At 74.8% G+C, this 24,717-nt stretch carries 22 protein-coding genes; 15 read left to right on the top strand and 7 right to left on the bottom strand.

Features of this window, described 5'->3' with window-relative positions; genetic code table 11:
* Nucleotides 1-74: 74 nt before the first annotated feature.
* Complete coding sequence (locus WHI96_RS22055; RefSeq protein WP_345654900.1) at nucleotides 75-1,352, bottom strand: MFS transporter; 1,278 nt, start codon at nucleotides 1,350-1,352, stop codon at nucleotides 75-77.
* A gap of 70 nt (nucleotides 1,353-1,422) precedes the next feature.
* Here WHI96_RS22055 and WHI96_RS22050 point away from each other — a divergent pair, with 70 nt between their 5' ends.
* The 3 genes from WHI96_RS22050 to sepH all read left to right on the top strand — a co-directional run bounded on the left by WHI96_RS22050 (nucleotide 1,423) and on the right by sepH (nucleotide 5,805).
* Complete coding sequence (locus WHI96_RS22050; RefSeq protein WP_345654897.1) at nucleotides 1,423-2,385, top strand: GlxA family transcriptional regulator; 963 nt, start codon at nucleotides 1,423-1,425, stop codon at nucleotides 2,383-2,385.
* 63 nt (nucleotides 2,386-2,448) lie between these two features.
* Nucleotides 2,449-3,582, top strand: a complete 1,134-nt coding sequence (serC, locus tag WHI96_RS22045) for a phosphoserine transaminase (protein ID WP_345654894.1) — start codon at nucleotides 2,449-2,451, stop codon at nucleotides 3,580-3,582.
* Between the two features lie 318 nt (nucleotides 3,583-3,900).
* Entirely contained in the window at nucleotides 3,901-5,805 is a 1,905-nt protein-coding gene (sepH, locus tag WHI96_RS22040; protein WP_345654891.1) for a septation protein SepH, read from the top strand.
* Nucleotides 5,806-5,870: 65 nt separating this feature from the next.
* On the opposite strand, the gene WHI96_RS22035 is transcribed toward sepH, so the two are convergent.
* Nucleotides 5,871-6,680 (bottom strand): TrmH family RNA methyltransferase, encoded by an 810-nt coding sequence (locus tag WHI96_RS22035; RefSeq protein ID WP_345654888.1) that lies wholly within the window; start codon nucleotides 6,678-6,680, stop codon nucleotides 5,871-5,873.
* 167 nt (nucleotides 6,681-6,847) lie between these two features.
* Between WHI96_RS22035 and WHI96_RS22030 the strand changes: the two genes are divergently transcribed.
* The 7 genes from WHI96_RS22030 (at nucleotide 6,848) to WHI96_RS22000 (ending at nucleotide 14,508) form a co-directional block, all read left to right on the top strand.
* Nucleotides 6,848-8,335 (top strand): glutamate-cysteine ligase family protein, encoded by a 1,488-nt coding sequence (locus WHI96_RS22030; RefSeq protein ID WP_345654885.1) that lies wholly within the window; start codon nucleotides 6,848-6,850, stop codon nucleotides 8,333-8,335.
* A gap of 144 nt (nucleotides 8,336-8,479) precedes the next feature.
* Nucleotides 8,480-9,670 (top strand): hypothetical protein, encoded by a 1,191-nt coding sequence (locus tag WHI96_RS22025; RefSeq protein WP_345654882.1) that lies wholly within the window; start codon nucleotides 8,480-8,482, stop codon nucleotides 9,668-9,670.
* Nucleotides 9,667-10,182 (top strand): hypothetical protein, encoded by a 516-nt coding sequence (locus tag WHI96_RS22020; RefSeq protein ID WP_345654879.1) that lies wholly within the window; start codon nucleotides 9,667-9,669, stop codon nucleotides 10,180-10,182. Before WHI96_RS22025 ends, WHI96_RS22020 begins: the two co-directional genes overlap by 4 nt.
* Nucleotides 10,183-10,185: 3 nt before the next feature.
* Nucleotides 10,186-11,310 (top strand): VldE C-terminal domain-containing protein, encoded by a 1,125-nt coding sequence (locus WHI96_RS22015; RefSeq protein WP_345654877.1) that lies wholly within the window; start codon nucleotides 10,186-10,188, stop codon nucleotides 11,308-11,310.
* A gap of 4 nt (nucleotides 11,311-11,314) precedes the next feature.
* Nucleotides 11,315-11,881, top strand: a complete 567-nt coding sequence (locus WHI96_RS22010) for a hypothetical protein (protein WP_345654874.1) — start codon at nucleotides 11,315-11,317, stop codon at nucleotides 11,879-11,881.
* A gap of 24 nt (nucleotides 11,882-11,905) precedes the next feature.
* Entirely contained in the window at nucleotides 11,906-13,450 is a 1,545-nt protein-coding gene (locus WHI96_RS22005; RefSeq protein WP_345654872.1) for a glycoside hydrolase family 16 protein, read from the top strand.
* Between the two features lie 146 nt (nucleotides 13,451-13,596).
* Nucleotides 13,597-14,508 carry a glycoside hydrolase family 16 protein gene (locus WHI96_RS22000; protein WP_345654869.1) on the top strand — a complete coding sequence of 304 codons (912 nt, stop codon included), beginning with the start codon at nucleotides 13,597-13,599 and terminating at the stop codon, nucleotides 14,506-14,508.
* 159 nt (nucleotides 14,509-14,667) lie between these two features.
* Here the strand turns inward: WHI96_RS22000 and WHI96_RS21995 are convergent, their stop codons facing one another.
* Nucleotides 14,668-16,101, bottom strand: a complete 1,434-nt coding sequence (locus WHI96_RS21995; protein ID WP_345654866.1) for an NCS2 family permease — start codon at nucleotides 16,099-16,101, stop codon at nucleotides 14,668-14,670.
* Nucleotides 16,102-16,166: 65 nt separating this feature from the next.
* Between WHI96_RS21995 and WHI96_RS21990 the strand changes: the two genes are divergently transcribed.
* Complete coding sequence (locus tag WHI96_RS21990; RefSeq protein WP_345654863.1) at nucleotides 16,167-16,475, top strand: DUF2530 domain-containing protein; 309 nt, start codon at nucleotides 16,167-16,169, stop codon at nucleotides 16,473-16,475.
* Nucleotides 16,476-16,492: 17 nt separating this feature from the next.
* On the top strand, nucleotides 16,493-17,230 hold the full coding sequence (locus tag WHI96_RS21985) for an SDR family NAD(P)-dependent oxidoreductase (RefSeq protein WP_345654860.1): 738 nt from the start codon (nucleotides 16,493-16,495) through the stop codon (nucleotides 17,228-17,230).
* Here the strand turns inward: WHI96_RS21985 and WHI96_RS21980 are convergent.
* From WHI96_RS21980 to WHI96_RS21970, 3 genes are all read right to left on the bottom strand, one after another.
* The gene (locus WHI96_RS21980) at nucleotides 17,227-17,400 is read right to left on the bottom strand and encodes a hypothetical protein (RefSeq protein ID WP_345654857.1); all 174 of its coding nucleotides are present in this window, start codon (nucleotides 17,398-17,400) and stop codon (nucleotides 17,227-17,229) included. The two genes, WHI96_RS21985 and WHI96_RS21980, sit on opposite strands and share 4 nt — an antisense overlap.
* 15 nt (nucleotides 17,401-17,415) lie before the next feature.
* Entirely contained in the window at nucleotides 17,416-18,657 is a 1,242-nt protein-coding gene (locus tag WHI96_RS21975) for a L,D-transpeptidase (protein WP_345654854.1), read from the bottom strand.
* A 95-nt stretch (nucleotides 18,658-18,752) separates the two neighbouring features.
* Entirely contained in the window at nucleotides 18,753-19,769 is a 1,017-nt protein-coding gene (locus WHI96_RS21970) for a UDP-N-acetylmuramate dehydrogenase (RefSeq protein WP_345655041.1), read from the bottom strand.
* Between the two features lie 56 nt (nucleotides 19,770-19,825).
* Between WHI96_RS21970 and WHI96_RS21965 the strand changes: the two genes are divergently transcribed.
* From WHI96_RS21965 to WHI96_RS21955, 3 genes are all read left to right on the top strand, one after another.
* Nucleotides 19,826-20,323, top strand: coding sequence for a DUF2505 domain-containing protein (locus WHI96_RS21965; protein ID WP_345654851.1), 498 nt, complete (start codon nucleotides 19,826-19,828; stop codon nucleotides 20,321-20,323).
* Nucleotides 20,323-21,195, top strand: coding sequence for a formyltetrahydrofolate deformylase (purU, locus tag WHI96_RS21960; RefSeq protein ID WP_345654848.1), 873 nt, complete (start codon nucleotides 20,323-20,325; stop codon nucleotides 21,193-21,195). The genes WHI96_RS21965 and purU overlap by 1 nt, the downstream gene beginning before the upstream one ends.
* 191 nt (nucleotides 21,196-21,386) lie before the next feature.
* Complete coding sequence (locus WHI96_RS21955) at nucleotides 21,387-22,304, top strand: type IV toxin-antitoxin system AbiEi family antitoxin (protein WP_345654845.1); 918 nt, start codon at nucleotides 21,387-21,389, stop codon at nucleotides 22,302-22,304.
* Nucleotides 22,305-22,373: 69 nt separating this feature from the next.
* Here WHI96_RS21955 and lon read toward each other — a convergent pair whose 3' ends face one another.
* On the bottom strand, nucleotides 22,374-24,716 hold the full coding sequence (gene lon / locus WHI96_RS21950; protein ID WP_345654843.1) for an endopeptidase La: 2,343 nt from the start codon (nucleotides 24,714-24,716) through the stop codon (nucleotides 22,374-22,376).
* Between the last annotated feature and the right edge of the window lies 1 nt (nucleotide 24,717).

Raw genomic sequence — 24,717 nt, 5'->3', positions numbered from 1 at the left:
CCGCCGAGGATCGCAGCCGGGACGTCCCGATGGCCAGGGACGGACGCCCCGGCCGACCGGGGACGCCAGGGGTGTCAGGCGGCCGGGACGGTCCGGGTCCGCCGGATCGCCAGCGACAGCCCGGCCGCGACGACGCAGAGGACGGCGCCGCCGTACCAGGCCATGTCGTAGCTGCCCAGCGCGTCGCGGACCAGCCCCGCGACGAGTGCGGCGAACGCCGCCCCGATCTGGTGCGAGGCGAAGATCCAGCCGAACACCACCGCCGAGCGGGCGCCGAACGCCTCGCGGGCCAGCGCCATCGTCGGCGGGACGGTCGCGACCCAGTCCAGGCCGTAGAACACGACGAACGCGAGCATGCTGGCGCCCGGGTCGGTCCCGAACAGCGGCGGGAGCAGGAACAGCGACAGCCCGCGCAGCGCGTAGTAGGCGCCCAGCAGGAGCCGCGGGTCGACCCGGTCGGTCAGCCAGCCGGAGCAGATCGTCCCGAGCAGGTCGAAGATGCCGACCAGGGCGAGCAGGGAGGCCGCCGTCGTCGCGGGCATGCCGTGGTCGTGCGCGGCCGGGACGAAGTGGGACTGGACCAGCCCGGCCGTCGTCGCGCCGCAGATGAAGAACCCGCCGACGAGCAGCCAGAACGTGCCGGTGCGCGAGGCGTCGGCCAGCGCCCGCACCGCCAGCCGCGCGGCACCCGTGCGCTGCGGCGCGACGACGTCGGCCTCCGTACCGCCGTAGGGCAGGACCCCGGCGTCGGCGGGGCGGTCCTTCAGGAACAGCAGCACGACCGGCACCACGGCCAGCGCCGCGCCCGCGGTGATCAGCGCCGCCGGCCGCCACCCGCCCGACTCGACGACGGCCGCGACCAGGGGCAGGAACACCAGCTGCCCGGTGGCGGTGGCGGCGGTGAGGACCCCGGAGACCAGGCCGCGGCGGGCGACGAACCAGCGGTTCACCATGGTCGCGACCAGCGCCATCGCCATCGACCCGGTGCCCAGCCCGACCACGACGCCCCACAGCAGCACCAGCTGCCAGACCGCCGTCATGAACACGGTCGTGCCCGCGCCGACCGCCACCATGACCAGTGCGGTCGCGACCACACGGCGCACGCCGAAGCGCTCCATCAGCGCCGCCGCGAACGGCGCGGTCACCCCGAACAGGGCGAGGTTCACCGCGAGCGCGGAGGAGATGGGCCCGATGCCCCAGCCGAACTCGGTGTGCAGGGGTTCGACCAGCACCCCGGGCGTGGACCGGAACCCGGCCGCGCCGAGCAGCGCGAGGAACGTCGCGGCCGCGGCCCACCAGGCCGGGTGCACCCGGCGTCGTCGCGTGGCCGGTGTCGTCGGCGCCGTCGTCATGGGCTCATCGTGCGGGGTCCCTGCGCCGCGCAACAGTGGCCGTCGAGACGATATGTGCAAGAATTCGGCCATGCACCGGGTGGGGGTCCTCGCCGTCGACGGGGTGATCGCGTTCGAGCTGGCGATCCCCGAGCGGATCCTGGGCACCACGACCACCCCCGACGGCACCCCCCTCTACGACGTGCGGGTCGCCTCGGTCGACGGCGGCCCGGTCCGCACGAGCGCCGGTTACCGGGTGCTGCCCGAACACGGGCTCGACGCCCTGGAGCGCGCCGGGACGCTGGTCGTCCCGGCGATCCGGGGCTCCGGCGTCGGCGACGACGACGCGGCACTCGCGGTGGTGCGCCGGGCCGTGGCGCGCGGGGCGCGCGTCGTCGGGATCTGCACCGGCGCCTTCACCCTCGCCGCCGCCGGGGTGCTCGACGGCCGTCGCGCCACCACGCACTGGGCCCACGCCGGGCGCCTGCGCCGGATGTTCCCGCAGGTCGAAGTGAATCCGGACGTGCTGTTCGTCGACGACGGCGACATCCTCACCTCGGCGGGCGTCGCCGCGGGCATCGACCTCTGCCTGCACCTGGTGCGCCGCGACCACGGCGCCGGGACCGCCGCGGCGACGGCCCGGCGCAACGTCGTCGCGCCGTGGCGGGAGGGCGGGCAGGCGCAGTTCGTGGAGTCCCACGTCCCCGACCCCGGCGGCGGCCCCGACACCCGCGCCGTGCGCGAGTGGGCGTTGCAGCACCTCGACCGGCCGCTCGGCATCGAGGATCTGGCGGAACGGGCGTCGATGAGCGTGCGGACCTTCACCCGCCGCTTCCGCGCCGAGACCGGCACCAGCCCGGGGCGCTGGCTGTCCGCGCGCCGCCTCGACCTCGTGCGACGCCTGCTGGAGACCACCGACCTCCCCGTCGAGCAGGTCGCGGCCCGCTCCGGCTTCGGCACCACCGCCGCGCTGCGCCAGCGGCTGCACGCCGACATCGGGATGGCCCCGCTCGCCTACCGGCGCTCGCACCGCGCCCCCGCCGTCACCCGGTGACGCCGGCGGGTGGCGCGCAGCACTCGTCGCACGTCACACCGGTCCGGCTGCGACACTGGTGCGGTGACCTCCCCTGCCGATCTGAAGATCCCCGGCGATCTCCTTCCGCAGGACGGCCGCTTCGGATGCGGTCCGTCCAAGGTGCGCCCCGAGCAGCTGTCCGCCCTCGCCGCGACCGGCGACTCCCTGATGGGCACCTCGCACCGGCAGAAGCCGGTGAAGGAGCTCGTCGGACGGGTGCGGTCCGGGCTGGCCGAGCTGTTCTCACTGCCCGACGGCTACGAAGTCGTCCTCGGAAACGGTGGCTCCACCGCGTTCTGGGACGCGGCCGCGTTCGGCCTGGTCCGTGAGCGCTCGCTGCACCTGACCTACGGCGAGTTCTCCCAGAAGTTCGCCGACACCACCACCGGCGCGCCGTTCCTGGCCGACCCCGTCGTCGTCAAGGCCGACCCGGGCAGCGCGCCGGAGCCGGTGGGCGACCCGTCGGTCGACGTCATCGCGTGGGCGCACAACGAGACCTCGACCGGCGTCGCGGTGCCGGTCGTCCGGCCCGCGGGCACCACCGACGACCAGCTCGTGCTGATCGACGCGACCTCCGGCGCCGGCGGGCTGCCGGTCGACATCACCCAGTCCGACGTCTACTACTTCGCCCCGCAGAAGGGCTTCGCCTCCGACGGCGGCCTGTTCCTCGCGATCATGAGCCCGAAGGCCCTGGAGCGGGTCGCCGAGCTGGCCGCGTCGGACCGCTGGATCCCGCCGTTCCTGTCGCTGGCCACCGCCGTCGACAACTCCGGCAAGGACCAGACCTACAACACGCCGTCGCTGGCGACGCTGTTCCTGCTCGAGGACCAGGTCCGCTGGATGAACGCGCTGGGCGGGCTCGACGGCTGCGTCGCGCGCACCCGCGATTCCTCCGACCGGCTCTACACCTGGGCCGACAAGAGCAGCTTCGCGACGCCGTTCGTCACCGACCCGGCGCACCGGAGCCTGGTCGTCGGCACGATCGACTTCGACGACGCCGTCGACGCCGCCGCGGTGGCGACGGCGCTGCGCGCGAACGGGATCGTGGACACCGAGCCGTACCGGAAGCTGGGCCGCAACCAGCTGCGGATCGGGATGTTCCCGGCCGTGGAGCCGTCGGACGTCTCGGCGCTGACCGCCTGCGTCGACTGGGTCGTGGAGCGACTGGGTTCCTGACACCCGCTCGTCGACGACGCACGGCGGCCGTCCCCGCTCGGGGGCGGCCGCCGTCGTGTGTGAGGGGTTGCGTCGCCGCGCGGCGTCGTTGCGTGATCGATAGCAACTCGTTGTAGTCACATCCGCATCACTTGCCCCAGTTTCCTCATGAGTCACATACTGTGCGACGCTGCGCACGGTGAGTGAGAACGGCTCGGCGGTCCCCCGGGCGAGTAGGTGTTGTCGACCAGGCAGAACTCGCCCGGCGCGCCTCACCCGGCACGGACCCCTCGCCATCTACCGTCACCCGGACGGGGACGACAGCAGGAGGTCAGGTCGATGCGCGCGTTGCGGGTCGTGGGGGTGACCGGGGACGGCTCGGTCGTCCTCGAGGACCCGGGGCGTCGCGAGCGCTACACGGTGCCGGCCGACGAGCAGCTGCGGGCCGCGGCACGGGGTGATGTGACCCGGCTCGGCCAGATCGCGATCGAGTTGGAGAGCCAGTTGCGCCCACGGGAGATCCAGGCCCGCATCCGGGGTGGCGCGTCGGTCGACGAGGTCGCCGCCGCGGCCGGCGTCCCGACCCAGAAGATCGAACGCTTCGCCTACCCCGTCCTGCTCGAACGGTCGCGGACCGCCGAGCTGGCCCAGGGTGCCCACCCGCAGCGCGCCGACGGGCCCGACTCGCGCACGCTCGGTGAGACCGTCGCGCACACCTTCGGCCTGCGCGGACAGGACTACGGCGGGGCCGGCTGGGACTCCTGGAAGGGTGAGGACGGCAAGTGGGTCGTCGTCCTGACCTGGCAGACCGGCCGCTCGGACAACGCCGCGCACTGGGCGTTCCAGCCCGGCGCGCACGGCGGCACCGTCGTCGCGCTGGACGAGCACGCCTCCGACCTCGTCGAGGGTCTGCCCGCACGTCCGCTGCGCCCGCTCGGCGCGGTGGTCGACATGGCCCGCGACGAGGACCACACGCCTCAGGCGCCGACGACCGCCGCTCCGGCGCGCGCCGTCGCGGCCGCCGGGGGGCAGCAGCCCGAGGCCTGGGCCGGGCGCGGGATCGCGCCCGAGCAGCGCCGGGCGAGCCCACCGCCGCCCCGGACCCGCGTCGAGACCCCCGGCCGCACCGTGGGCACCCGCCCGGACGACACCCGGGCCCCGGCCGCCGCGGCGCCCGTGGTCCCGAAGCGCGTCGAGCAGGTCGGGGACACCGACGACACCGGGTCGTCCGCCGTGGCCGACACCGCGCAGACCGACGCCGGGCAGACCGACGCCGGGCAGAGCAGCTCCGCGACGACCGACTCCGCGCAGAGCAGCTCCGCGACGACCGACTCCGCGGACACTGACGGCGCGGCTGCCTCGACCGCCACGGCGAACCTCCCCGGTGCCGACACGACCGCGACGGCCGGCACGGGGACGGGCACGACCGGCGCAGGCCCGACCGGCACCTCGCCGACCGGCACCTCCTCGAGCGGCGTCTCCGAGGTATCGGGCGTTGCGGGCCCGACCCGCTCGGACGCGCCGGCCACGGGCTCGACCGGCCGGGAGTCGACCGGCTCGGACGCGGCCGCCGCGGCCCCGGGCGCCCCGGTGTCGGCAGGCACCGGCTCCACCGGCCCGAACGGGACCGGCACGAACACGGCCGCCACGAACACGGCCGGCTCGGACGCCGCGGACTCGACCCTCCCGCCCCCGGCCGCCACGGCCGCGGGCGTTGCCACGGCGACCGGTGCACGTACGTCCGCCACGGACTCCGGGTCGGCGGGCGACGCGACGAGCCCGGCCGTGTCGTCGGCGACGACCTCGTCGGAAGCGGCCTCCGCGCCGGCCACCGCCACACCGGCCCCTACGGACCCGACCACCCCGGACTCGGGCACGGCGGACTCGGGCACGGCGGCGCAGGACCGCGCGACCACCGCGCCGACCACCGCGGCGTCCGCGGGCACTGTCGCGGGATCCACGAGCACTCCCGCCGACCACGGCGAGGCCTCCCCCACCGCATCGGGCGACGCCCCCGGCGAGCGGACCGACGCACCCACCGGGGCCGCCGCGACCACCACCGACGCGCCGGCCACGTCGTCGTCGAACGGCTCGGAGCAGGAGACGGACCCCGCTCCGGCACAGGACACCGAGAGCGCGGCCCCACGCCGCCCGTCCACGGCCGGATCGCGGCGGACGAAGAAGGGCAAGCCGGTCATGCCGTCGTGGGACGAGGTCCTGCTCGGCGTCCGCGGCCAGCGCTGACACGTTCCCGCACGGGTTCCGGTCTCCCACACCGGATCCGGTCCCGTGTGGGACCACGCCCGCGGTCAGCCTCCGCCGGTGACGGCGTGGAAGGCGACGGCGGCGGCCGTCGCGACGTTGAGCGAGTCCACGCCGCTCGCCATCGGGATCCGGACCCGGCGGTCGGCGGCGGCCAGGGCCTCGGCGGTGAGGCCGGGACCCTCCGCGCCCAGCAGCAGGGCGACCCTCCGGCCGCCCAGGCCCGCCGTGGCGAGGGGCTCGGCGTCGGCGGAGGGAGTGAGGGCGGCGACGGTGAACCCCGTCTCCCGCAGCCGCTCCAGCGCGGCGGGCCACGCGCCGTCGAGGGTCGTGAACGGGACCCGGAGCACGTGCCCCATCGAGACGCGGACGCTGCGCCGGTAGAGCGGGTCCGAGCAGCCGGGGCCGAGCAGGATCGCGTCGACACCGAGGGCGGCGGCATTGCGGAACAACGACCCCAGGTTCTCGTGGTCCCCCACCCCCTCGCAGACGGCCAGCGTGCGGGCGCGGGCCAGGACGGCGTCGAGGGACGGAGCAGCAGCCCGGTCGGCGACGGCGAGCACCCCCCGGTTCAGGTGGAACCCGACGGCTCGGGCCATGGTGTCGGCGTCGGTCGCGTAGGCGGGCACGTCGACGCCGGCGAGGTCGTCGGAGAGCTCGTCGAGGCGCCGCGGGACCCCCAGCAGGGAGCGCACCGGATACGGCGAGTCGAGCAGGCGGCGCACGACGACGACACCCTCCGCGATCACCAGCCCGCGCCCACCGGGCCGATCGGGGCGCCGATCGGCGGTCGTGAGGTCGCGGTAGTCGTCGATGCGGGGGTCATCGGGGTGCTCAACCGTGGTGAGTATGGCCACGACGTCCGATCGTCCCACGTCACTGACCGTTCGCCGCGCCCGGTCGCCCGGTCAGCCGGTACCGCCCGGTCCAGCGATATGACACGGTGTAGTGCCGCCTCCTTCGGCACGGTCCTCCGCCGTGCGAGTGAGAAGGCGCTCCCCGTTCGATGGAGGTCGGTTCGCGCATGGGTCAGGTGGTCGACCGGACGACGTTCAGCCGGCGCGACCGCCAGCGGTACCGGATCAAGGTGCAGCGCTGTCTGGACACTCTCGGTGACCTGCTCGGCAGCTACCCGTTCTCCGACACGGAGCCGATGACCGGCGTCGAGATCGAGTTCAACCTGGTGGATCCGGAGCTGGCGCCGTCGTTCAACGGGAGCGACGTGCTGGACACGATCAACTCGGGCGAGTGGCAGACCGAGCTCGGCCGTTGGAACCTCGAGCTCAACCTGCCGCCACGGCCCCTGCCCGGCGACCAGTGGCGCCAGCTGGAGCACGAACTGCTCGACCTGCTCGCGGGCGCCGGGGCGAAGGCCGGTGACCTGCGCACCCAGCTGGTCATGATCGGGATCCTGCCGACGCTGGACCCGGGCCACATGACCGGCGAGGCGATCTCCCCCGAGGACCGCTACGAGGCGCTCAACGACCAGATGCTCAACGCCCGGGGCGAGCCGATCCGGATCGACATCGCCGGTAGCTCGCCCGAGGAGCGGGTCAACGCCGACTTCGACACGATCATCCCCGAAGCGGCCTGCACGTCGATGCAGCTGCACCTGCAGGTGTCCCCCGCGAACTTCGGGCGCTACTGGAACGCCGCGCAGTGCCTGGCCGGTGTCCAGCTGGGGCTCGGTTCGAACTCGCCGTTCCTGCTCGGGTCGCAGCTGTGGTCGGAGACGCGGATCCCGCTGTTCGAGCAGTCCTGCGACGTGCGCACCCCCGAGTTCCACAACCAGGGGGTACGGCCGCGGGTCTGGTTCGGTGAGCGCTGGATCGACTCGGTGCTGGACCTGTTCTCCGAGAACGCCCGCTACTTCCCCGCGCTGATGCCGCTGACGTCCGACGTGGACCCGGCGGCCCAGATGCGCGACAAGGGCTTCCCGGACCTGCCCGAGCTGACCCTGCACAACGGCACGATCTGGCGCTGGAACCGGCCGATCTACGACAGTACGGGCGACACCCCGCACGTCCGGCTCGAGAACCGGGTGCTCCCCGCGGGGCCGACGACCGTCGACATGGTCGCCAACGCGCTGTTCTTCTACGGTCTGCTGCGCACCCTGGTCGAGGCCGACCAGCAGCTGTGGCGGTCGGTGTCGTTCGAGGCGGCGCGCGAGAACTTCCAGACGGCGGCCAAGCACGGCATGCACGCCCCCCTGTACTGGCCCGGCACCGGCTGGGTGCTCCCCGACGAGCTCGCCCTGCGCAAACTGCTCCCCCTGGCCCACGACGGACTCGCCCGCTGGGGCGTCTCCGGCGCGGTCTGCGACCGGTACCTGACAGTGCTGGAGCGGCGCTGCGTCACGCGTCAGACCGGGTCGTCGTGGCAGATCGACACCGTCGCCGCGCTGGAGGCGCGGGGCGCGGACCGGATGGGCGCGCTGCGCGGCATGCTCGAGCGCTACCTGGCGCACTCGGCCGCCAACCAGCCCGTCCACACCTGGGAGATCCCCGGCTGATCGGCTTCGCCATCGCGAAGCGTTCTGCGCGACCGGGCCCGCTCACCGCCCTCACGTTCCTACCGTCCCCCTCCGCACACCCGCCCCGGGTGCGCGTACGGGACGGAGGGACATGTCCATCCAGCACCACCACGACCGGCGTCGATGACCCGCACGACGACGATGTCCCCGTTCCGGCTGTTCGGCCGCACCGCCCGCGACGAGCGCCCCCTCGACGACGGCCCCGACCCCTGGCTCGACGACCCGGTCCCCGGCCCGGCTCCGCGCCCCGCCGCGCCCCGGGCCCGGGAGGCCGCCCCGGCCCCGTCGACCGGTGGGACGCCCGCGGCTCCGGTGGCGGAGGGCCCCGCGACCGCGTCGGCACGACCGGCGGCCTGGACACCGCGGAGGCCGCCGCAGGAGCCGGTCGCCGAGCCGGAGCCGGTCACCGATCCCTTCGGCTTCCCGCCGGTGCCGCCCCCTGCCGTCACCCCGGCCCTCGCCCCCGTCTCCGACGAGGTCGCCGCGGCCTGGGCGGCGTGGGCGCCTGCCGCGACGACGCGGGCCGACGGCACGCAGAGCAGCGCGGATCCCGGGGTGTCGCCGTCCGTACCCGACACCGCGGCCACTGCGCCCGGTTCGGCACCCGCTGCCCCGGGCTCGCCGGCACCGTCCGGTCGCGGCGGGCCGGCCGACCGGGCGTCCGGGTCACCCGCCCCGGGACTCGCGACCGCGGGTCCGGAACTCGCCGACCCCGGCGTCCCGGCCCCCGAGGCCGCACCGGGCACGGCGGTCCGGGCGCCCGGCCCGGATCCCCACCACCACGAGGCACGGCCCGCCGACGCCCCCGCCGGGACCGTCCCCTCGCCGCTCGTCGATCCCGCCGAGGCGTCCGCGCTGGCCGGGGCCTTCGCCGCGGACCTGCTGTCCTGGGACGAGGACGACGTCGCCCGCCGCGGCCGCGTCCTCGCCGCCCACCTGCCCACGGGCGCGGCCGACGGGCTGCTCGGCTGGACCGGGACCGGACGCCAGCGGGCCGACCTCGTGCTGCCGGGCCGCGTCCGCACCGACGGCGACCGCGCCGTCGTCGACGTCCGGGTGCGGGTCGTGCCCTACCGCCGCGTCGACGCCCGCGGGACGGCCGCGCCGGAACCCGAGCCCGACGACCCGATCGGGGCGCCCGCCGGAGCCCCGGCCCCGGCCGCGCGCGGCTGGCGCGGGCTGGCCGCGCGGTGGGTCCGGCTGGAGGTGGGCGTGGTCCTCACCGGCGACGGGCTCGTCGTCGACGCGGGGCCCGCGGCCGAACCGGCCCGGCGGCCGTCGCCGGTCGACCTCGCCCGGGGCGGTGCGCGGTGAACGGGCGGATCCCGGTCGTCGGGGGTCTGGCCGGCGGGGTCGGGACGACGACCGTCGCCCGGGCCCTGCACGGCCGTGACCTGGGGCGGGTGTGCGGGCCGGACCTGCTGTCCGACGTCGTCGTCACCCGGGACACCGCGGCCGGGCTGGCCGCCGCCGCCCGCGTCGCCCCGGCACCCGGGCCGGACGCTCCGGTCCTCGTCCTGCACCCCGGCACCGCCGACCCGGACGGCATCGACGCCGACGCCGCGGGTCCCGGGTGGGCGGCCGTCGTCGCGCTGCCCGCGGTGCCGGGCTGGGCACGCTCGGCCGACCCGTGGTCGGACGCGGCCGGGGTCCTCACCCGTCCCGGCCCTTCGGCCGCGGTCCGCCGCTACGCCGAGGCGATCGGACGGATCGTCGCCGCGCTGACGACGTCCGGCCGGCTCGACCGGCCGCTCACCCCGGCCGGCGTCGGTGGGCTGCGACCGATGCGCGGGGTGCTGGCCGTTCCGACCGGACCGGTCCGGTGACCCGTGCGAGCGCTGCTGATCGTGCCGGTAGTCGTCGCACTCCTGCTGGGGACGGCGGGACAGGTCCTGGCCGCACCGGCCGCGGAACCGGTCACCTCGGGCGTCGACGCGGCGCGGGTGCCGGAGGCGGCGCGGCCGCACCTCGACCTGGTCACGGACATGACCTCGCAGGGCTGCCCGGAGCTGCCGCCGGCCTGGGTGGTCGCCCAGGTGCAGGCCGAGTCGGGCTGGGACCCGGAGCTGCGCACCGACACCGCCGCCGGGCTGCTGCAGGTCTCGGAACGGACCTGGGTCGCGGCCGGGGGCGCACCGTGGCCGGACGCGGCGCTGACCGAGCCCGAGGGGCACCTGCGCGTCGTCGTGCCGTGGCTCTGCTCGACGCTGCGCGCCGCCGCCGGGTACCTGGCGACGACCCCGAAGGACGTGCCGGTGCTCGACGCGATGTTGGTCTGCCACATCGCGGGCTGCAGCCGGGTCACCGGTTCGGCGTCGGGGGTGCCGACGGGCGGGGAGGCGGACTGCTCGCAGGCGTGCGCGTCGGCGATCCGGCGCTACCTCGACGCGGTGCACGGCTTCGTCGCGGACTACTCCGGCACGACGACCGTCGACGACCGCGAGTCGTCCCCGCCACCGCCGCAGAAGGCCGCCCCGGCGAAGGACGCCGCGGCGGCACCGGCACCCGCCTGGACCGGCGGCGCGACGGGCTGCCACGAACCCGATCCGGTGCGCTCCGGCGGCTGCCTGACCGGCGCGACGAAGCACGGTCTCGACGCGGTCCGGGCGGTCTTCGGCCCGACCATCGAGACGGTCGGTTGCTGGGACGAGCACCTGCAGAACCCGCGGTCGGACCATCCGAAGGGCAGGGCCTGCGACGTGTTCACCGGGAAGGCCGGGGCGTTCGCGACGGGCGCCGACCTCGACGAGGGCTGGGCGATCGCACGCTGGCTGGAACGCAACGCGGCCCCGCTGAAGGTCCAGTACCTGATCTGGCAGGGCCGCTACTGGGACCCCTCGGTGCGCGGCGACGGCTCCGGCTGGGGCCGTCGCTACACCGGCGGCGGGGTCTACGACACCTCCGACGCGACCGGCGGCCACTACGACCATGTCCACATCAGCTTCGCGGAGTGACCCCGTGCGACGTTCCCTGCCGCTGCTCGTGCTCGCCGCGGTCCTCGCGGTGCCCCTGGCCCTGCTGGTGCCGGCGCTGCTGCCCGGACCGCCGTCGCAGGCCGTGCTGACCTCGGCCGACCGGGACGCCCTCGGCGATCCCGGTCCCGTCCGCGGGGCGGAGCCACCCGTGCCGGCGACACGGCCGTCGTCGCCCGGGGCGGTGGCACGCGCCTACCTGGTCGCCGCGCACGGCACCCGGGCCGGCGCGGCCGCGGGCACCACCCTCGACGGCACCCCGTACGCGCTGCCCGGCAGCCCGGCCGCGGCCGGAGCGCCCGTCCTCGACCCGCCGCCGCCCGGCGCGGGACGGACCGCCGAGGTCGAGGACCTCGACGAGGGCGCCACCGACTGGGCCCGCGGGCGCACCGGGCTCGTCGCGACCGTCCGCACGACGACGGCCGGGCCCGGCGCGGCCCCCGAGGTCCGGCGCTGGCGCACCCGCGTGGTCCTGCAGCTCGACGCGGCGGGCCACTGGCTGGTCACCGCCGACACCCCCATCACCACCGACACCCCCGACGTGGACGACTGACGTGACCGAACCTTGGAGTGGGCGATGACCGCCGACGAGCTGGAGCAGCTGCTCAAGTCCCTGCTGGCCAAGGGGGTCACGGTCGTCCTGCTGGCACTGGGGCCTGCCGGGGAGCTGGCCGGGGTGGAACCCGGGGGCCCCGCGACGCCGTCGGTGAGCTCGGGGCAGGACGCCGCCGGTGCGCCGCGTCCGGACCTGGAGCTGGGGGCAGACGGCGGGGTGTGCGTCGGGTCGGGCGGGTCCTCGGGGTCCGGGGACGGTACCGGCTCGGGCTCCGGCGGGTCCGGGTCGGGGAGCGGCTCCGGGTCGGGCTCCGACGGCTCCGGCGGCGTGGACCGCGAGCGCGACGGTGGGGACGGCAGCGACGGTTCCGGCGGCTCCGGGTCCGGCGGGTCCTCCGCCGCGTCCGGATCCGGCGATTCCGGCGGCTCCGGGTCCGGCGGGTCGGAGGACGGTCGTGACGGTGGGTCCGACGGGTCGGGGGACCCGGACGGCGAACGCCGGTCCGGTAGCTCGGACGGCTCCCGCGGCGAGAGCAGCTCGGACGACAGCGGTTCGGGGGGCAGCGGCTCGGGGGGCAGCGGCTTCGGGGGCAGCGGCTCCGACGACGGCGCCTCCGGCGACACCGGTTCGGGAAGCGGCGGCACCCCGTCGGGAAGCGGCTCGTCCGGCAGCGCCACCGCCTCCGGCGCTCCCGACGAGTCCGGTGCCACCGCCTACGGCACCAGCGACGACGCCGCCGCCGGCCTCCTCACCGGCGGCACCGGCACCGGCGACCGGACCACCCCCGCGCCCTGCCCCACCGGCTCGGGCGGCGCGGCCGCGCCCGCACCCGCCACCGGGAGCGCCCCGACGGCGGACGGTGCGACGGCGGGCGAGGGCACCACCGCGGCGGCGACGCTGGGCTGGGGACAGCCGGTCCGCGCCGACGAGTTCGACAACGGCACCGACGGCTGGAGCATCTACGACGGCGCCGGGCACGCGGGCAACGGCCGTCGCACCCCGGACGCGGCCGCGGTGGCGGACGGCGTCCTGACGATCACCGGGGACGGCCAGGGCAACACCGCGGGCATGGCGTGGAAGGAGGGCTCCCAGCAGTACGGCCGCTGGGAGGGCCGGGTGCGCGCGCCGGTCGGGGACCCGTCGTACAACGCCCTGCTGCTGCTCTGGCCCACCGCGGAGAACTGGCCCGAGGGCGGCGAGCTCGACTTCATGGAGATGATGGACCCCGAGCGGCAGAAGACCAACGCGTTCTTCCACTACGGCGCGGACAACTCCCAGGTCGAGGGCTCGGTCGAGGTCGACGCGACGCAGTGGCACAACTGGGCCCTGGAGTGGACGCCGGACCGGATCACCGCCTACGTCGACGGCGAGGAGTGGTTCGAGACCACCGAGCAGAAGGTGCAGCCGCCGGGGCCGATGCACCTGTGCATCCAGCTCGACTGGTTCCCCCAGGGCGGGTCGGGGAAGGAGACGCAGATGCAGGTCGACTGGGTCCGCCAGTACACCCTCGACGGGGGCGCCGCCGGCGCCGGGACCGGGTCGGGTCAGGCGTCGAGCGGTTCATGATCACCGGTTGTGGGGCGCGGCGCTCGCTCAGCGGGCCGGATCCTCCACAACGGTCGATCTTCGGGCGCCGGGCCCCTCTCAGCTGCCCCACAGCCGTCCCCTCCTAGGCTGCCGACGACCCGCCGTCGACGATTGAGGAGGGGGTCGTGCCGGAACAGACGGAGCAGGAGCCCGAGCACGACCCCGAGGCCCCCTCGCGACGCCGCTGGCCCGCCGTCGTCGGGCTCGTGGCGGGTCTGGCCGTCCTGGCCGGGGTCGTCACGGTCGCCGTGGACCCGACCCTGCTGACCGGCTCGTCCGGCCCGACGCCCGCACCGGCGGCGCCGCCGGGACCGGGCGGGATGCACGACCAGGAACGCCCGACCGAGGTCGGCGAGCTCGACCCCGCGTCCCGCTCGGACACCGAGGCGGCGGTGCGCAACGGCTGGCGCCTCACCGACCACGACGAGTTCGACGGCACCGCGCTCGACCGCACGCGCTGGAGCCCGTACACCGGGGAGACCACCGGGGGCAACGGCCGGCACCGGGCCGAGAACATCTCGGTCCGCGACGGCGAGCTCGTCCTCACCAGCCGCGGGCGCACCTCCGCCGGCCTGGCCTGGCGCGGCGGACAGCAGTACGGCCGCTGGGAGATCCGGGCCAAGACCAACCCCGGCGTCGGCTACGGCGACGTCGCGCTGCTCTGGCCGGACGCCGAGGACTGGCCCGAGGGCGGCGAGCTCAACTTCATGGAGATCCCGAAGCCCGAGCGCGCCGAGACGCACACGATCGTCCACTACGGCGAGGACAACAGCCAGGTCGGCAAGACCGTCCGCGGCGACTTCACGCAGTGGCACACCTACGCCGTCGAGTGGCTGCCCGACCGGGTCGTGTTCTACATCGACGGCGCCGAGGTCTTCCGCACCACCGACCCGGAGCAGATCCCGCCGCGGTCGATGCACCTGGCGATGCAGCAGGACATCGGCCCCTACGGCGACGACTGGATCCCGGCGCCGGACGCGACCTCGCCCGAGACGCTGGACTTCCAGGTCGACTGGGTCCGCATCTACGCGCCCTGACCCGCTCGGCGGCGGGTCGGGTGTGACTGGGGAAAGAAGGAGGCCCCGGACCCTGTGGGGTCCGGGGCCTTCTCCTGTCCCGAACTGACGCGCCGCTCCCACCACGAAGCGACGAGATTGAGGTTAGCCTAACCTTCGTCGACTCGCAAGGGCGCGTTCTCAGCCGAGCAGCTCCCGCAACGGTCCCACGCCGAAGTAGCCCACGAACAGCACCGCCACGACCCACATCAGCGGGTGGACCTGCCGCGCGCGCCCGGTGGCCGCGGCGAGCGCGACGTAGCTGATGAAACCGGCGCCGATGCCGTTGGCGATCGAGTAGGTGAACGGCATGACGGTGATCGTCAGGAACACCGGGATCGCGGTGCGCAGGTCGTCGAGGGAGACCGAGGTGATCTGCCGGAACATCAGCGCTCCGACGACGACCAGCGCCGGGGCCGCGGCCTCCACCGGGACGATGGAGTACAGCGGCGTGAAGAACATCGCCAGCAGGAACAGGACACCGGTCAGGACGTTCGCCAGACCCGTCCGTGCGCCCTCGGCGATGCCGGCCGCGGACTCGACGAAGATCGTGTTCGACGACGCCGACCCCACACCACCGGCGACCGCACCCGCACCCTCGACGACCAGCGCCTTCCCGACGTTCGGGAGCTTGTCGTCGGAGTCGGTCAGGCCCGCCTGGCGGCCGAGGCCGGTGAGCGTGCCCATGGCGTCGAAGAAGTTCGCCAGCACGAGGGTGAAGACCAGCAGGACGACCGTGATGACGTCGAGCCGGGTGAACGCCCCGAGCGAGACCTGCCCGACCAGCGACAGGTCCGGCAGCCCCACGATCCGGTCCGGGATGGCGGGCACGGCCAGCGACCAGCCGCCGGGGTTGGTCGGGCCGCCCGGGCCGACCCGGACGATCGCCTCGACGACGATCGCGATGATCGTGTTCACCACGACGCCGATGAGGATGCCCGCACGGACACCGCGGGCGACGAGCACGCCGACGATGATCAACCCGACGACGAAGACGAACGTCGGCCATGAGGCGATGGAGCCGCCGGTGCCCAGCCCGACCGGGACCGTCGTGTTCGCCGCGTCGGGCAGCCGGCGCACGAAGCCGGAGTCGACCAGGCCGATCAGCGCGATGAACGCGCCGATGCCGACCGCGATCGCCGTCTTGAGCTCGGTGGGTACGGCGTTGAACACCGCCGTCCGGAAGCCGGTCAGGGCGAGGATCACGATGATGACGCCGTTGACGACCACCAGGCCCATCGCCTCGGGCCAGGTCATCAGCGGCGCGATGGTCACGGCCAGCAGGGTGTTGATCCCCAGGCCGGTGGCGATCGCGAACGGGTAGTTCGCGACGACGCCGAAGAGGATGGTCATCACGCCCGCGACCAGGGCGGTCACCGCGGCGACCTGCGCGACCGGGAGGATCCCGCCCAGCGCGTCGGCCTTGGCCGACGGGTCGCCCGGCGTGACGCTTCCGAGGATCAGCGGGTTCAGGACGATGATGTAGGCCATCGCCATGAACGTGACGAGACCCCCGCGCAGCTCGCGGGAGACGGTGGAGCCGCGCTCGGACACGCGGAACAGGCGCTCGATCACGGCGACACCCTAGACGCGGCGCAACGCTGCGGGTTCCGTCCGTGCACCGTTTAGGCTACGGCCCCGTGACGGCCCACGAGAGCGAGCGCGCGAGCGACCCACCGCCCCCGCCGCCGTTGCCGGCGCGCCTCTACGAGTCCCCGCCGGTGATCCTCGGCGGGATGCTGCTGTGGGCCGTCGGCGCGGGCGTCGCCGCCGTGTTCGCGATGGTCACCGGCTCCGGGTTCGATCCGGCGAACGGTGCCGGCGCCTGGTTCTGGACCTGCATCGCCGGGGTCGGGGTGGGCCTGTTCGGCGCCGCGGTGTTCTCGGCGCAGCGGGCCGCGGCCCGGCGCGGGGACCGGTCGGCGCAGCGCGGCGTCGAGCCGAGGTAGGTCATAGGCTCGGCGGCATGACAGCGAACGACCGTCCGACCGCCGTCGTCACCGGCGCCTCCTCCGGGATCGGCGCCGCCACCGCCCGCGCACTCGGTGCCGCGGGCTTCCACGTGGTGCTGGGAGCCCGCCGGGTGGAGCGCTGCGAGGAGATCGCGAAGGAGATCGACGGCACCGCGCTGACCCTCGACGTCACCGACCGGGAGTCCGTCCGCGCGTTCGCCGACGCCGTGCCCGAGGCGAAGCTGCTGGTCAACAACGCCGGCGGCGCGAAGGGTCTGGAGCCCGTCGCGGACGCCGACGAGGACGACTGGCGCTGGATGTGGGAGACCAACGTCGCCGGCACGCTGCGCCTCACCCAGGCGTTCCTGCCGAGGCTGCGGGCGTCGGGCGACGGGCACATCGTCACCGTGACCTCGATCGCCGCGCTGGACTTCTACGACAACGGCGCCGGCTACACCGGCGCCAAGCACGCCCAGGCGATGCTGCACCGCACCCTGCGCGGGGAGCTGCTCGGCGAGCCGATCCGGATCACCGAGATCTGCCCCGGCATGGTGGAGACCGAGTTCTCCGAAGTGCGGCTCGGCGACGCCGAGAAGGCGGCGAAGGTCTACGAGGGCCTGACCCCGCTGACCGCCGACGACGTCGCCGACACGATCGTCTTCGCCGCGACCCGGCCGTCGCACGTCAACCTGGACCAGATCGTGCTCAAGCCGCGTGACCAGGCGTCGGGCACGCGGCGGCACCGGCGCTAGAGGGTCTCCTCCGACCGGCGGTTCTGGTCGGCGTCGTCACCGGGGCTGTCGCCACGGGCGGCGCCGGCGATCCGTTCCTCGGACTCGCGCAGGATCTGCTCGGCCCCCTCCTCCTGGAGCGGGGTCGGGCGGTCGCCGTCGGGCCGGTCGGGGTTCTCGGGGGCGGTCATGCCCGCGGGTACCCGCTAGGGCAGCGCAGACAACCCCTTCCACCTCTCCCAGGACAGCGTCCAGTCCCACAGGTCGCCGTCGCGCGCGGAGAGCTGCACCGGGGTGCCGGTGACCTCGACCGGGTCGCCGTAGAGGACGGTGTCGTAGTACGCCTCGGCGTTCTCGATCGACAGGTTCACGCAGCCGTGGGTGACGTTCGCGGCCCCCTGCGCGGCGGCCGACACCGGGTTGGCGTGGATGAACTCACCGTTGTTGCTCATCCGGACGGCCCACTTCTCGACGACGTCGTAGCCGTACTGCTGCGAGACCATCCGCTTGTCGGTGAACTTCTCGGTGACGACGTGGATGCCCGAGCGCGTGTTGCGGTTCGGGTCGTCGGCCAGGCCGTAGGACGCCGGGTAGTCCGCGATCTGCCTGCCGTCGCGGATCACGATCATCCGGAACGAGCGGGCGTCGGCCTTGACGATCTGGGCGCGGCCGATCGCGAACGACGTGGCCAGGTCCTCGGCGCCGTAGCTGCCGCCGCCGTAGTCGACGCCCTCGAGCGGTGCGTCCACGGTGACCTTCGTGCCCGACGGCCAGTACTCCTTCGGCCGCCAGTGCACGCGCGAACCACCGTTCTCGTCGGGCAGCCAGCCCCACGCGCCCTCGACCTCCTTCGAGGTCGTGACCTTCAGGACCTTCTCGATCGCGGCGCGGTCCTCGACGTGCCGGTCGAACTGGATCTCGATCGGCGCGGCGACGCCGACGGTGCGGCCGTCGCCGATGTTCAGGGTGCCGCGCACGGTGTGGGCGGGCTTCAGCGTCGCGACGGTGCCCTGCACCGGGGTCGCCGTGCCGTCCGGGGCGACGGCGCGCCCGTGCCAGCTGTAGGTGGTCGCGAAGTCCAGGTCACCACTGCTGGTCCAGGTGCTGCGGTCCGGGGACAGCGCGCCGTCGACGGCGTGGCCGTCCGGGTCGGTCAGCGACACCCCGTCCAGCATGCCGCCCGCCGCCCGGACCGAGACCGGCTGCGCCGGGTTCGCCGTCGCGGCCGAGACCGTGTCGATGCCCGCTCCGTCTGCGCCGCGCACGGGCGGCTGGTAGCTCACCAGCGGCCCGGCCGGGGCCGGTGCGGCCTGCGACGCCGCCGGGTCCTGCGGCGAGGCCGCGAGGGCCACCGCCCCGACGATGCCCAGCGCGCCGATCAGCGCCACCACGACGATCAGTACCCGTCGCAACCGTTCCCCCGCGTACTCGATCCGTGCGTTGCGCACCGACCGTACGCCGAGATCCGGTACGTGTGATCGGCAGGAGGACGGTGCTCCCCCGTGCGGCGCAACACGAACCGGACGCACACGCACAGAGGGTCTCAGACGGTGCAGCCCACCAGCACCGGCTCGGGATGCAGGGTGACGCCGAACCGCTCGGCGACGCCGGCCTGCACCTCGTGGGCCAGGGCCAGCAGGTCGGCCGTCGTCCCGCCGCCGCGGTGGGTCAGGGCCAGGACGTGCCGCGTCGACAGCGACACCCGCCCGCCGGGGCCGGCGTGACCGCGGCCGAACCCGGCGTTCTGGATCAACCCGGCGGCGCTGAGCTTGACCCGGCCCTCCGCCGCGGGCCAGGCCGCCAGGCCGTCGACCTGCGGCGCGCGGTCGGCGGGCAGGATCGGGTTGGTGAAGAACGAGCCGGCCGACCAGGTGTCGTGGTCGTCGGCGTCGAGGACCATGCCCTTGCCGCGGCGCAGCCCGAGCACCGCCTCGCGGACGGCGGCCGGGTCGGTCCGCGTCTCCGGGTCGACCCCGAGGGTGCGGGCGAGCTCGCCGTAGCGGATCGGGGCGGACCGGCCGTCGGCGTGCAGCGCGAAGCGCACCCGCAGGACGATCGCGTCGTCGCCGCCCTTGAGGACGCTGGTGCGGTAGGCGAGCCCCAGGTCGGAGGCGGGCACGTGCTCGCGGACGGTACCGGTGCGCCGGTCGTACAGGTCGACGTCGACGAGCAGGTCGGCGACCTCGACGCCGTAGGCGCCCACGTTCTGCACCGGGGTCGCGCCGGTCCGCCCGGGGATCCCGGACAGGCACTCCAGCCCGCCGAGCCCGTCGGCGACGGTCGCGGCGACGACGTCGTCCCAGTCCTCGCCGGCCTCGACGGTCAGCAGCACCCGGTCGCCGTCGCGCTCGTGACCGATCCCGCGCCCGGCCAGCAGCACGACGGTGCCGTCGAACCCGGCGTCGGCGACGACGAGGTTCGACCCGCCGCCGACCAGCAGCACCCGCTCCCCGGCCCGGTCGGCCGCGGCGACGGCGTCGACCACCTCGGCCGCGCCCTCGGTGCGCACGATGCGGGAGGCCGGTCCGCCGAGGCGCAGCGTGGTGTGCGCACTGAGCATCGGGTCGACCGTTGTCGGAGCGGGGGAACTCACGACCGCAACGGTAGCCTTCGCCCATGCCGCGCTCGATCGACTACCGCGCAACGTCCGCGCACCCGGCCTCGACCGTCTACGCGGCGATGGTCGACCGCGATCTCCTGGAGGAGCAGCTGCGTCACATCGGCGGCCCCGGGGCCGGGGTGACCGCGTACGAGACCACCGCCGAGGGCGTCCGCTACACGCTGCGGCACGGGATCCCCGGCGAGCACCTGCCGTCGATCGTGTCGTCGTTCGTGCCCGGTGGGGACCTGCAGATCGACCGCAGCGAGCAGTGGCGGGCCGGCGACGCGGGCGTCTACGACGGCACGGGGTCCGTGAAGGTCATCGGCACCCCCGCCACCGCACGGTCGGTCATGCGGATCGCCGACGTCGACGGCGGCTCCGAGATCCGGATCCGGGCCGAGGTCACGGTGAAGGTCCCGCTGATCGGGGCGAAGATCGAGCAGGCCGTCGCCGGGCAGATCGAGCAGCTGATGGCGGCCGAGACCGAGTTCACCCTCTCCCGGATCTCCTGATGTCCCACTACGTGATCACCCTGTCCTGCCCGGACCGCACCGGCATCGTCGCGCGGATCAGCACGTTCCTCGCCGAGCTCGGCGCCTCGATCACCGAGGCCGCCTACCACGCCGACGTCGAGGCCGGGGTGTTCTGCACCCGCCAGGTCGTCGACGCCGCGTCGGTCCCCTGCGGCCTCGACGAGCTCCGCGCCCGGTTCGCCCCGGTCGCCGCCGAGCTGGGCGGTGAGCACCGCATCTCCGACACCGGCGTCCGCAAGCGCGCCGTGCTGCTGGTGACCCGCGACCAGCACTGCCTGCACGACATCCTCGGCCGGGTGTGGGCCGACGAGCTGCCGGTGGAGATCACCCGCGTGATCGGCAACCACACGTCGCTGGAGCCGGTCGTCGCCGCGCACGGGGTGCCGTTCCACCACGTGCCCTTCCCCGCACCCGGCGACCCGGCCCGCGAGCAGGGCAAGGTCACCGCGTTCGAGGAGATCCGCAAGCTCGTCGACGACGACTCCCCCGACGCGATCGTCCTCGCCCGCTTCATGCAGGTCCTGCCCGCACACCTGTGCGAGGCGTGGGCCGGGCGGGCGATCAACATCCACCACAGCTTCCTGCCGTCCTTCGCCGGGGCGCGGCCCTACCACCAGGCCCACCGGCGCGGGGTGAAGCTGATCGGCGCGACCTGCCACTACGCGACCGCCGACCTCGACGCCGGTCCGATCATCGAGCAGGACGTCGCCCGCGTCGACCACGGGGACACCGCGACCGACATGGTGCGACGGGGACGCGACATCGAGCGCCTGGTGCTGGCCCGGGGGCTGCGGTGGCACCTGGAGGACCGGGTGCTGATCCAGGGCAACCGGACCGTCGTCTTCCGCTGAGCCCGCAGCCCTGCGCGCCGCTCGCCCGGCCGGGTCGCGCGCGGCGGAACGTCGCCGAGATGCAGCTCAGCGGGAATTGTGGATCTCTGTGGCCCGCTGAGCTGCATCTCGGCGTACGTCCTCGTTCGCGATGGCGACGGAGTCCGGCCGATCCGGTCCGACGGTCACCGCACCCGGCGCACCATCGGCGCGTGACGATCCCCGGATGGCCCGAGGTGTTCCGCGGGACCGCGGCCGTGGTGGCGGGTCTCGTCAGACCCGACCTCCTGCGTGGGCCCCGCTACCGCCGGCTGCTGCCGGACACCTACGCACCGGCCGACCTGCGCCCCGACCTGCGGCTCCGCTCGCTCGCGGCGCACCGCTGGGCGGGACCGGACGCCGTGCTCAGCGGGTACTCCGCCGCCGAGCTGCTCGGCGCGTCGTGCGCCCCGCGGGCTGCACCGGCCGAGGTGACCGTCGGTGCGGCGCACCCCGGAGCCCGCTCCCGTGACGGTGTGCTCGTCCGCCGCGACGTCCTGCGTCCCGACGAGGTGACCGAGGTCCGCGGCGTCCGGGTCACCACACGAGTCCGCACCGCGTTCGACCTCGCGCGGCGCCTGTCCCCGACCGAGGGTGTCGTCGCCGTCGACGCGCTGTCCCGCGGCTCCTTCGCACCGGACGTGCTGCTGAACCTCGCGGTCCGGCACGCCCACGCCCGGGGTGTCCGGCGGGTGGTCGACGCGTCGGTGTGGGCCGACCCGCGCGCCGGCTCCCCGCCCGAGACCCGGCTCCGGCTGGTCCTCGTCCGGGGTGGCCTCCCGCGGCCGGTACCCCAGCACCCGGTCCTCGACGACGCCCGGCGCACGGCGCTGTGGCTGGACCTGGCCTACCCGGACCACCACCTCGGCGTCGAGTACGACGGCGGCGGCCATTTCGCGACGCCCGAGGCGGCCCGCGCCGACGCCCGACGGCACACCCGCCTCGTCGCGGCGGGGTGGCGGGTGCTGCGCTACACCGCCCTGGACATGCATCGACGGCCTGACGAGATCGTCGCCGAGGTGGGCCGGGCCCTCGACCACACTCGCCGAGATGCAGCTCAGCGGGGCGCGAAGATCGACAATTCCCACTGAGCTGCATCTCGGCGAACTACCCGGCGAGCAGCTGCGCGTGGATGGGGCGCGCCGCGGGTCGGACGGGGGTCAGGCCGCGGACTGCCCGGCCGTCGCCGCGTCGTGGGCGGGCTCCAGTGCGATCGCCAGGACCTCGGAGACGTCGGCGACCGGGTGCACCCGCAGCTCCTCGCGGACCGAGGCCGGGACGTCGTCCAGGTCCGGCTCGTTGCGCTTCGGGATGATCACGTCGGTCAGTCCGGCCCGGTGCGCGGCGAGCAGCTTCTGCTTCACCCCGCCGATGGGCAGGACCTTGCCCTGCAGCGTCACCTCGCCGGTCATGCCGACACTCGACCGGACCGGGCGCCCGGAGGCCAGCGACGCGAGCGCCGTCGTCATGGTGACGCCGGCGGACGGGCCGTCCTTCGGGACCGCGCCCGCGGGCACGTGGACGTGCAGCTTGCGCGACGCGAGGTCACCGGCCAGCCCGCGCGAGCGCAGGTAGGACAGCGCGATCGAGACGGACTCGGTCATCACCTCGCCCAGCTGCCCGGTGATCTGCAGGCCCGGCTCGCCGTCCATCGCGGTGGCCTCGATGAACAGCACGTCCCCACCGGTACCGGTCACCGCCAGCCCGGTCGCGACGCCCGGCACCGAGGTCCGCTCCGCGGACTCCGGCGTGAACCGCGGCCGGCCGAGGTAGGTGACCAGCGCGTCCGCGTCGACGTGCACCGGGCGCTGCGCGTCGGAGGCGTCCAGCTGCACGGCCACCTTCCGCAGCACCTTCGCCAGGCCGCGCTCCAGCTGCCGGACACCGGCCTCGCGGGTGTACTCGGCGGCGATCATCGACAGGGCGACGTCGGTGAACTCCACGTCGCCGTCGTCGAGACCGGCCTTGGCGACCTGCCGCGGCAGCAGGTGGTCACGGGCGATCGCGACCTTCTCCGGCTCGGTGTAGCCGTCGAGCGTCACGATCTCCATGCGGTCGGCCAGCGGGCCGGGGATCGCGGAGCCGTCGTTCGCCGTCGCCAGGAACAGGACGTTCGACAGGTCGAGGTCGACCTCCAGGTAGTGGTCGCGGAACGTGTGGTTCTGCGCCGGGTCGAGGACCTCCAGCAGCGCCGCGGTCGGGTCGCCGCGGAAGTCGCTGCCGACCTTGTCGATCTCGTCGAGCAGCACGACCGGGTTCATCGAGCCGGCCTCGCGGACGGCGCGGACGATGCGGCCGGGCAGCGCGCCGACGTAGGTGCGCCGGTGACCGCGGATCTCCGCCTCGTCCCGGACGCCGCCGAGCGCGACGCGGACGAAGTTCCGGCCGAGCGCGCGGGCGACCGACTCCCCCAACGAGGTCTTGCCGACGCCGGGCGGGCCGACCAGCGAGAGCACCGCGCCCGAGCCGCGGCCGCCGACCGTGTCGAGCCCCTTGCGCTCACGACGGGCGCGCACGGCGAGGAACTCGACGAGGCGCTCCTTCACGTCGTCGAGGCCGGCGTGGTCGGCGTCGAGGATGCGACGGGCCTCCACGAGGTCCGACGAGTCGGTGGTCGTGGTGCCCCACGGGATGTCGAGGACGGTGTCGAGCCAGGTCCGGATCCAGCCGGACTCCGGGCTCTGGTCCGAGGAGCGCTCCAGCTTGCCGACCTCGGTCAGCGCGGCCGTACGGACGTCGTCGGGGAGGTCGGCGGCCTCCACGCGGGCGCGGTAGTCGTCGGAGCCCTCCGGGTCGTCCTCACCGAGCTCCTTGCGGATCGCGGCGAGCTGCTGGCGGAGCAGGAACTCGCGCTGCTGGGCCTCCATGCCCTCGCGGACGTCGTTCGAGATCTTGTCGGTGACCTCCTGCTCGGCGACGTGCTCCTTGGTCCACCCCAGGAGCTTCTCCAGCCGGACGTCGAGGTCGGTCTCGGCGAGCAGCTCGGCCTTGTGCGCGACGTCGAGCCACGACGCCCACCCGGCGAGGTCGGCGAGCGCGCCCGGGTCGCTGGTCTGCTGCACGGAGTCGATGACCTGCCAGGCGCCCCGCTGCTGCAGGATGCCGACCACCAGGGCCTTGTACTCGCGGGCGAGCTCCTGGGTGCGGCCGGTGGGCTCGCCGGCGTCGACCGGCTCGGCCTCGACCCAGAGCGCCGCGCCCGGGCCGGAGACGCCCGACCCGATGCGGGCGCGCCGCTCACCGCGTATGACGGCGGCCCGGTCCCCGTTGGGGAGCCTGCCGATCTGCTCGAGCACGGAGACGACGCCGATGGCGCCGTAGCGGCCGTCGATGCGGGGGACGACGAGTACCCGTCTCCCGTCGTCGCGGTCCTGGGCCGCGGCGGTGGCCGCGTCCACCGCGGCACGGGTGTCGGAGTCGTCGAGGCGGACGGGGACGACCATGCCGGGCAGGACCACGGCGTCGTCGAGGGGCAGGACCGGGAGCGTCAGCACGTCACTCATG

The organism is Pseudonocardia tropica (assembly GCF_040105315.1).
Lineage (GTDB): Bacteria > Actinomycetota > Actinomycetes > Mycobacteriales > Pseudonocardiaceae > Pseudonocardia > Pseudonocardia alni.
This window is presented reverse-complemented; position numbering and strand designations above follow the sequence as displayed.

Excerpts from the sequence above, each read along its gene's own strand:
- WHI96_RS22055 (WP_345654900.1), bottom strand. The coding sequence starts at position 1,352 with ATGACGACGGCGCCGACGACACCGGCCACGCGACGACGCCGGGTGCAC.
- WHI96_RS22050 (WP_345654897.1), top strand. The coding sequence starts at position 1,423 with ATGCACCGGGTGGGGGTCCTCGCCGTCGACGGGGTGATCGCGTTCGAG.
- sepH (WP_345654891.1), top strand. The coding sequence starts at position 3,901 with ATGCGCGCGTTGCGGGTCGTGGGGGTGACCGGGGACGGCTCGGTCGTC.
- WHI96_RS22030 (WP_345654885.1), top strand. The coding sequence starts at position 6,848 with ATGGGTCAGGTGGTCGACCGGACGACGTTCAGCCGGCGCGACCGCCAG.
- WHI96_RS22025 (WP_345654882.1), top strand. The coding sequence starts at position 8,480 with ATGACCCGCACGACGACGATGTCCCCGTTCCGGCTGTTCGGCCGCACC.
- WHI96_RS22005 (WP_345654872.1), top strand. The coding sequence starts at position 11,906 with ATGACCGCCGACGAGCTGGAGCAGCTGCTCAAGTCCCTGCTGGCCAAG.
- WHI96_RS21985 (WP_345654860.1), top strand. The coding sequence starts at position 16,493 with ATGACAGCGAACGACCGTCCGACCGCCGTCGTCACCGGCGCCTCCTCC.
- WHI96_RS21980 (WP_345654857.1), bottom strand. The coding sequence starts at position 17,400 with ATGACCGCCCCCGAGAACCCCGACCGGCCCGACGGCGACCGCCCGACC.
- WHI96_RS21970 (WP_345655041.1), bottom strand. The coding sequence starts at position 19,769 with ATGCTCAGTGCGCACACCACGCTGCGCCTCGGCGGACCGGCCTCCCGC.
- WHI96_RS21965 (WP_345654851.1), top strand. The coding sequence starts at position 19,826 with ATGCCGCGCTCGATCGACTACCGCGCAACGTCCGCGCACCCGGCCTCG.
- purU (WP_345654848.1), top strand. The coding sequence starts at position 20,323 with ATGTCCCACTACGTGATCACCCTGTCCTGCCCGGACCGCACCGGCATC.
- lon (WP_345654843.1), bottom strand. The coding sequence starts at position 24,716 with ATGAGTGACGTGCTGACGCTCCCGGTCCTGCCCCTCGACGACGCCGTG.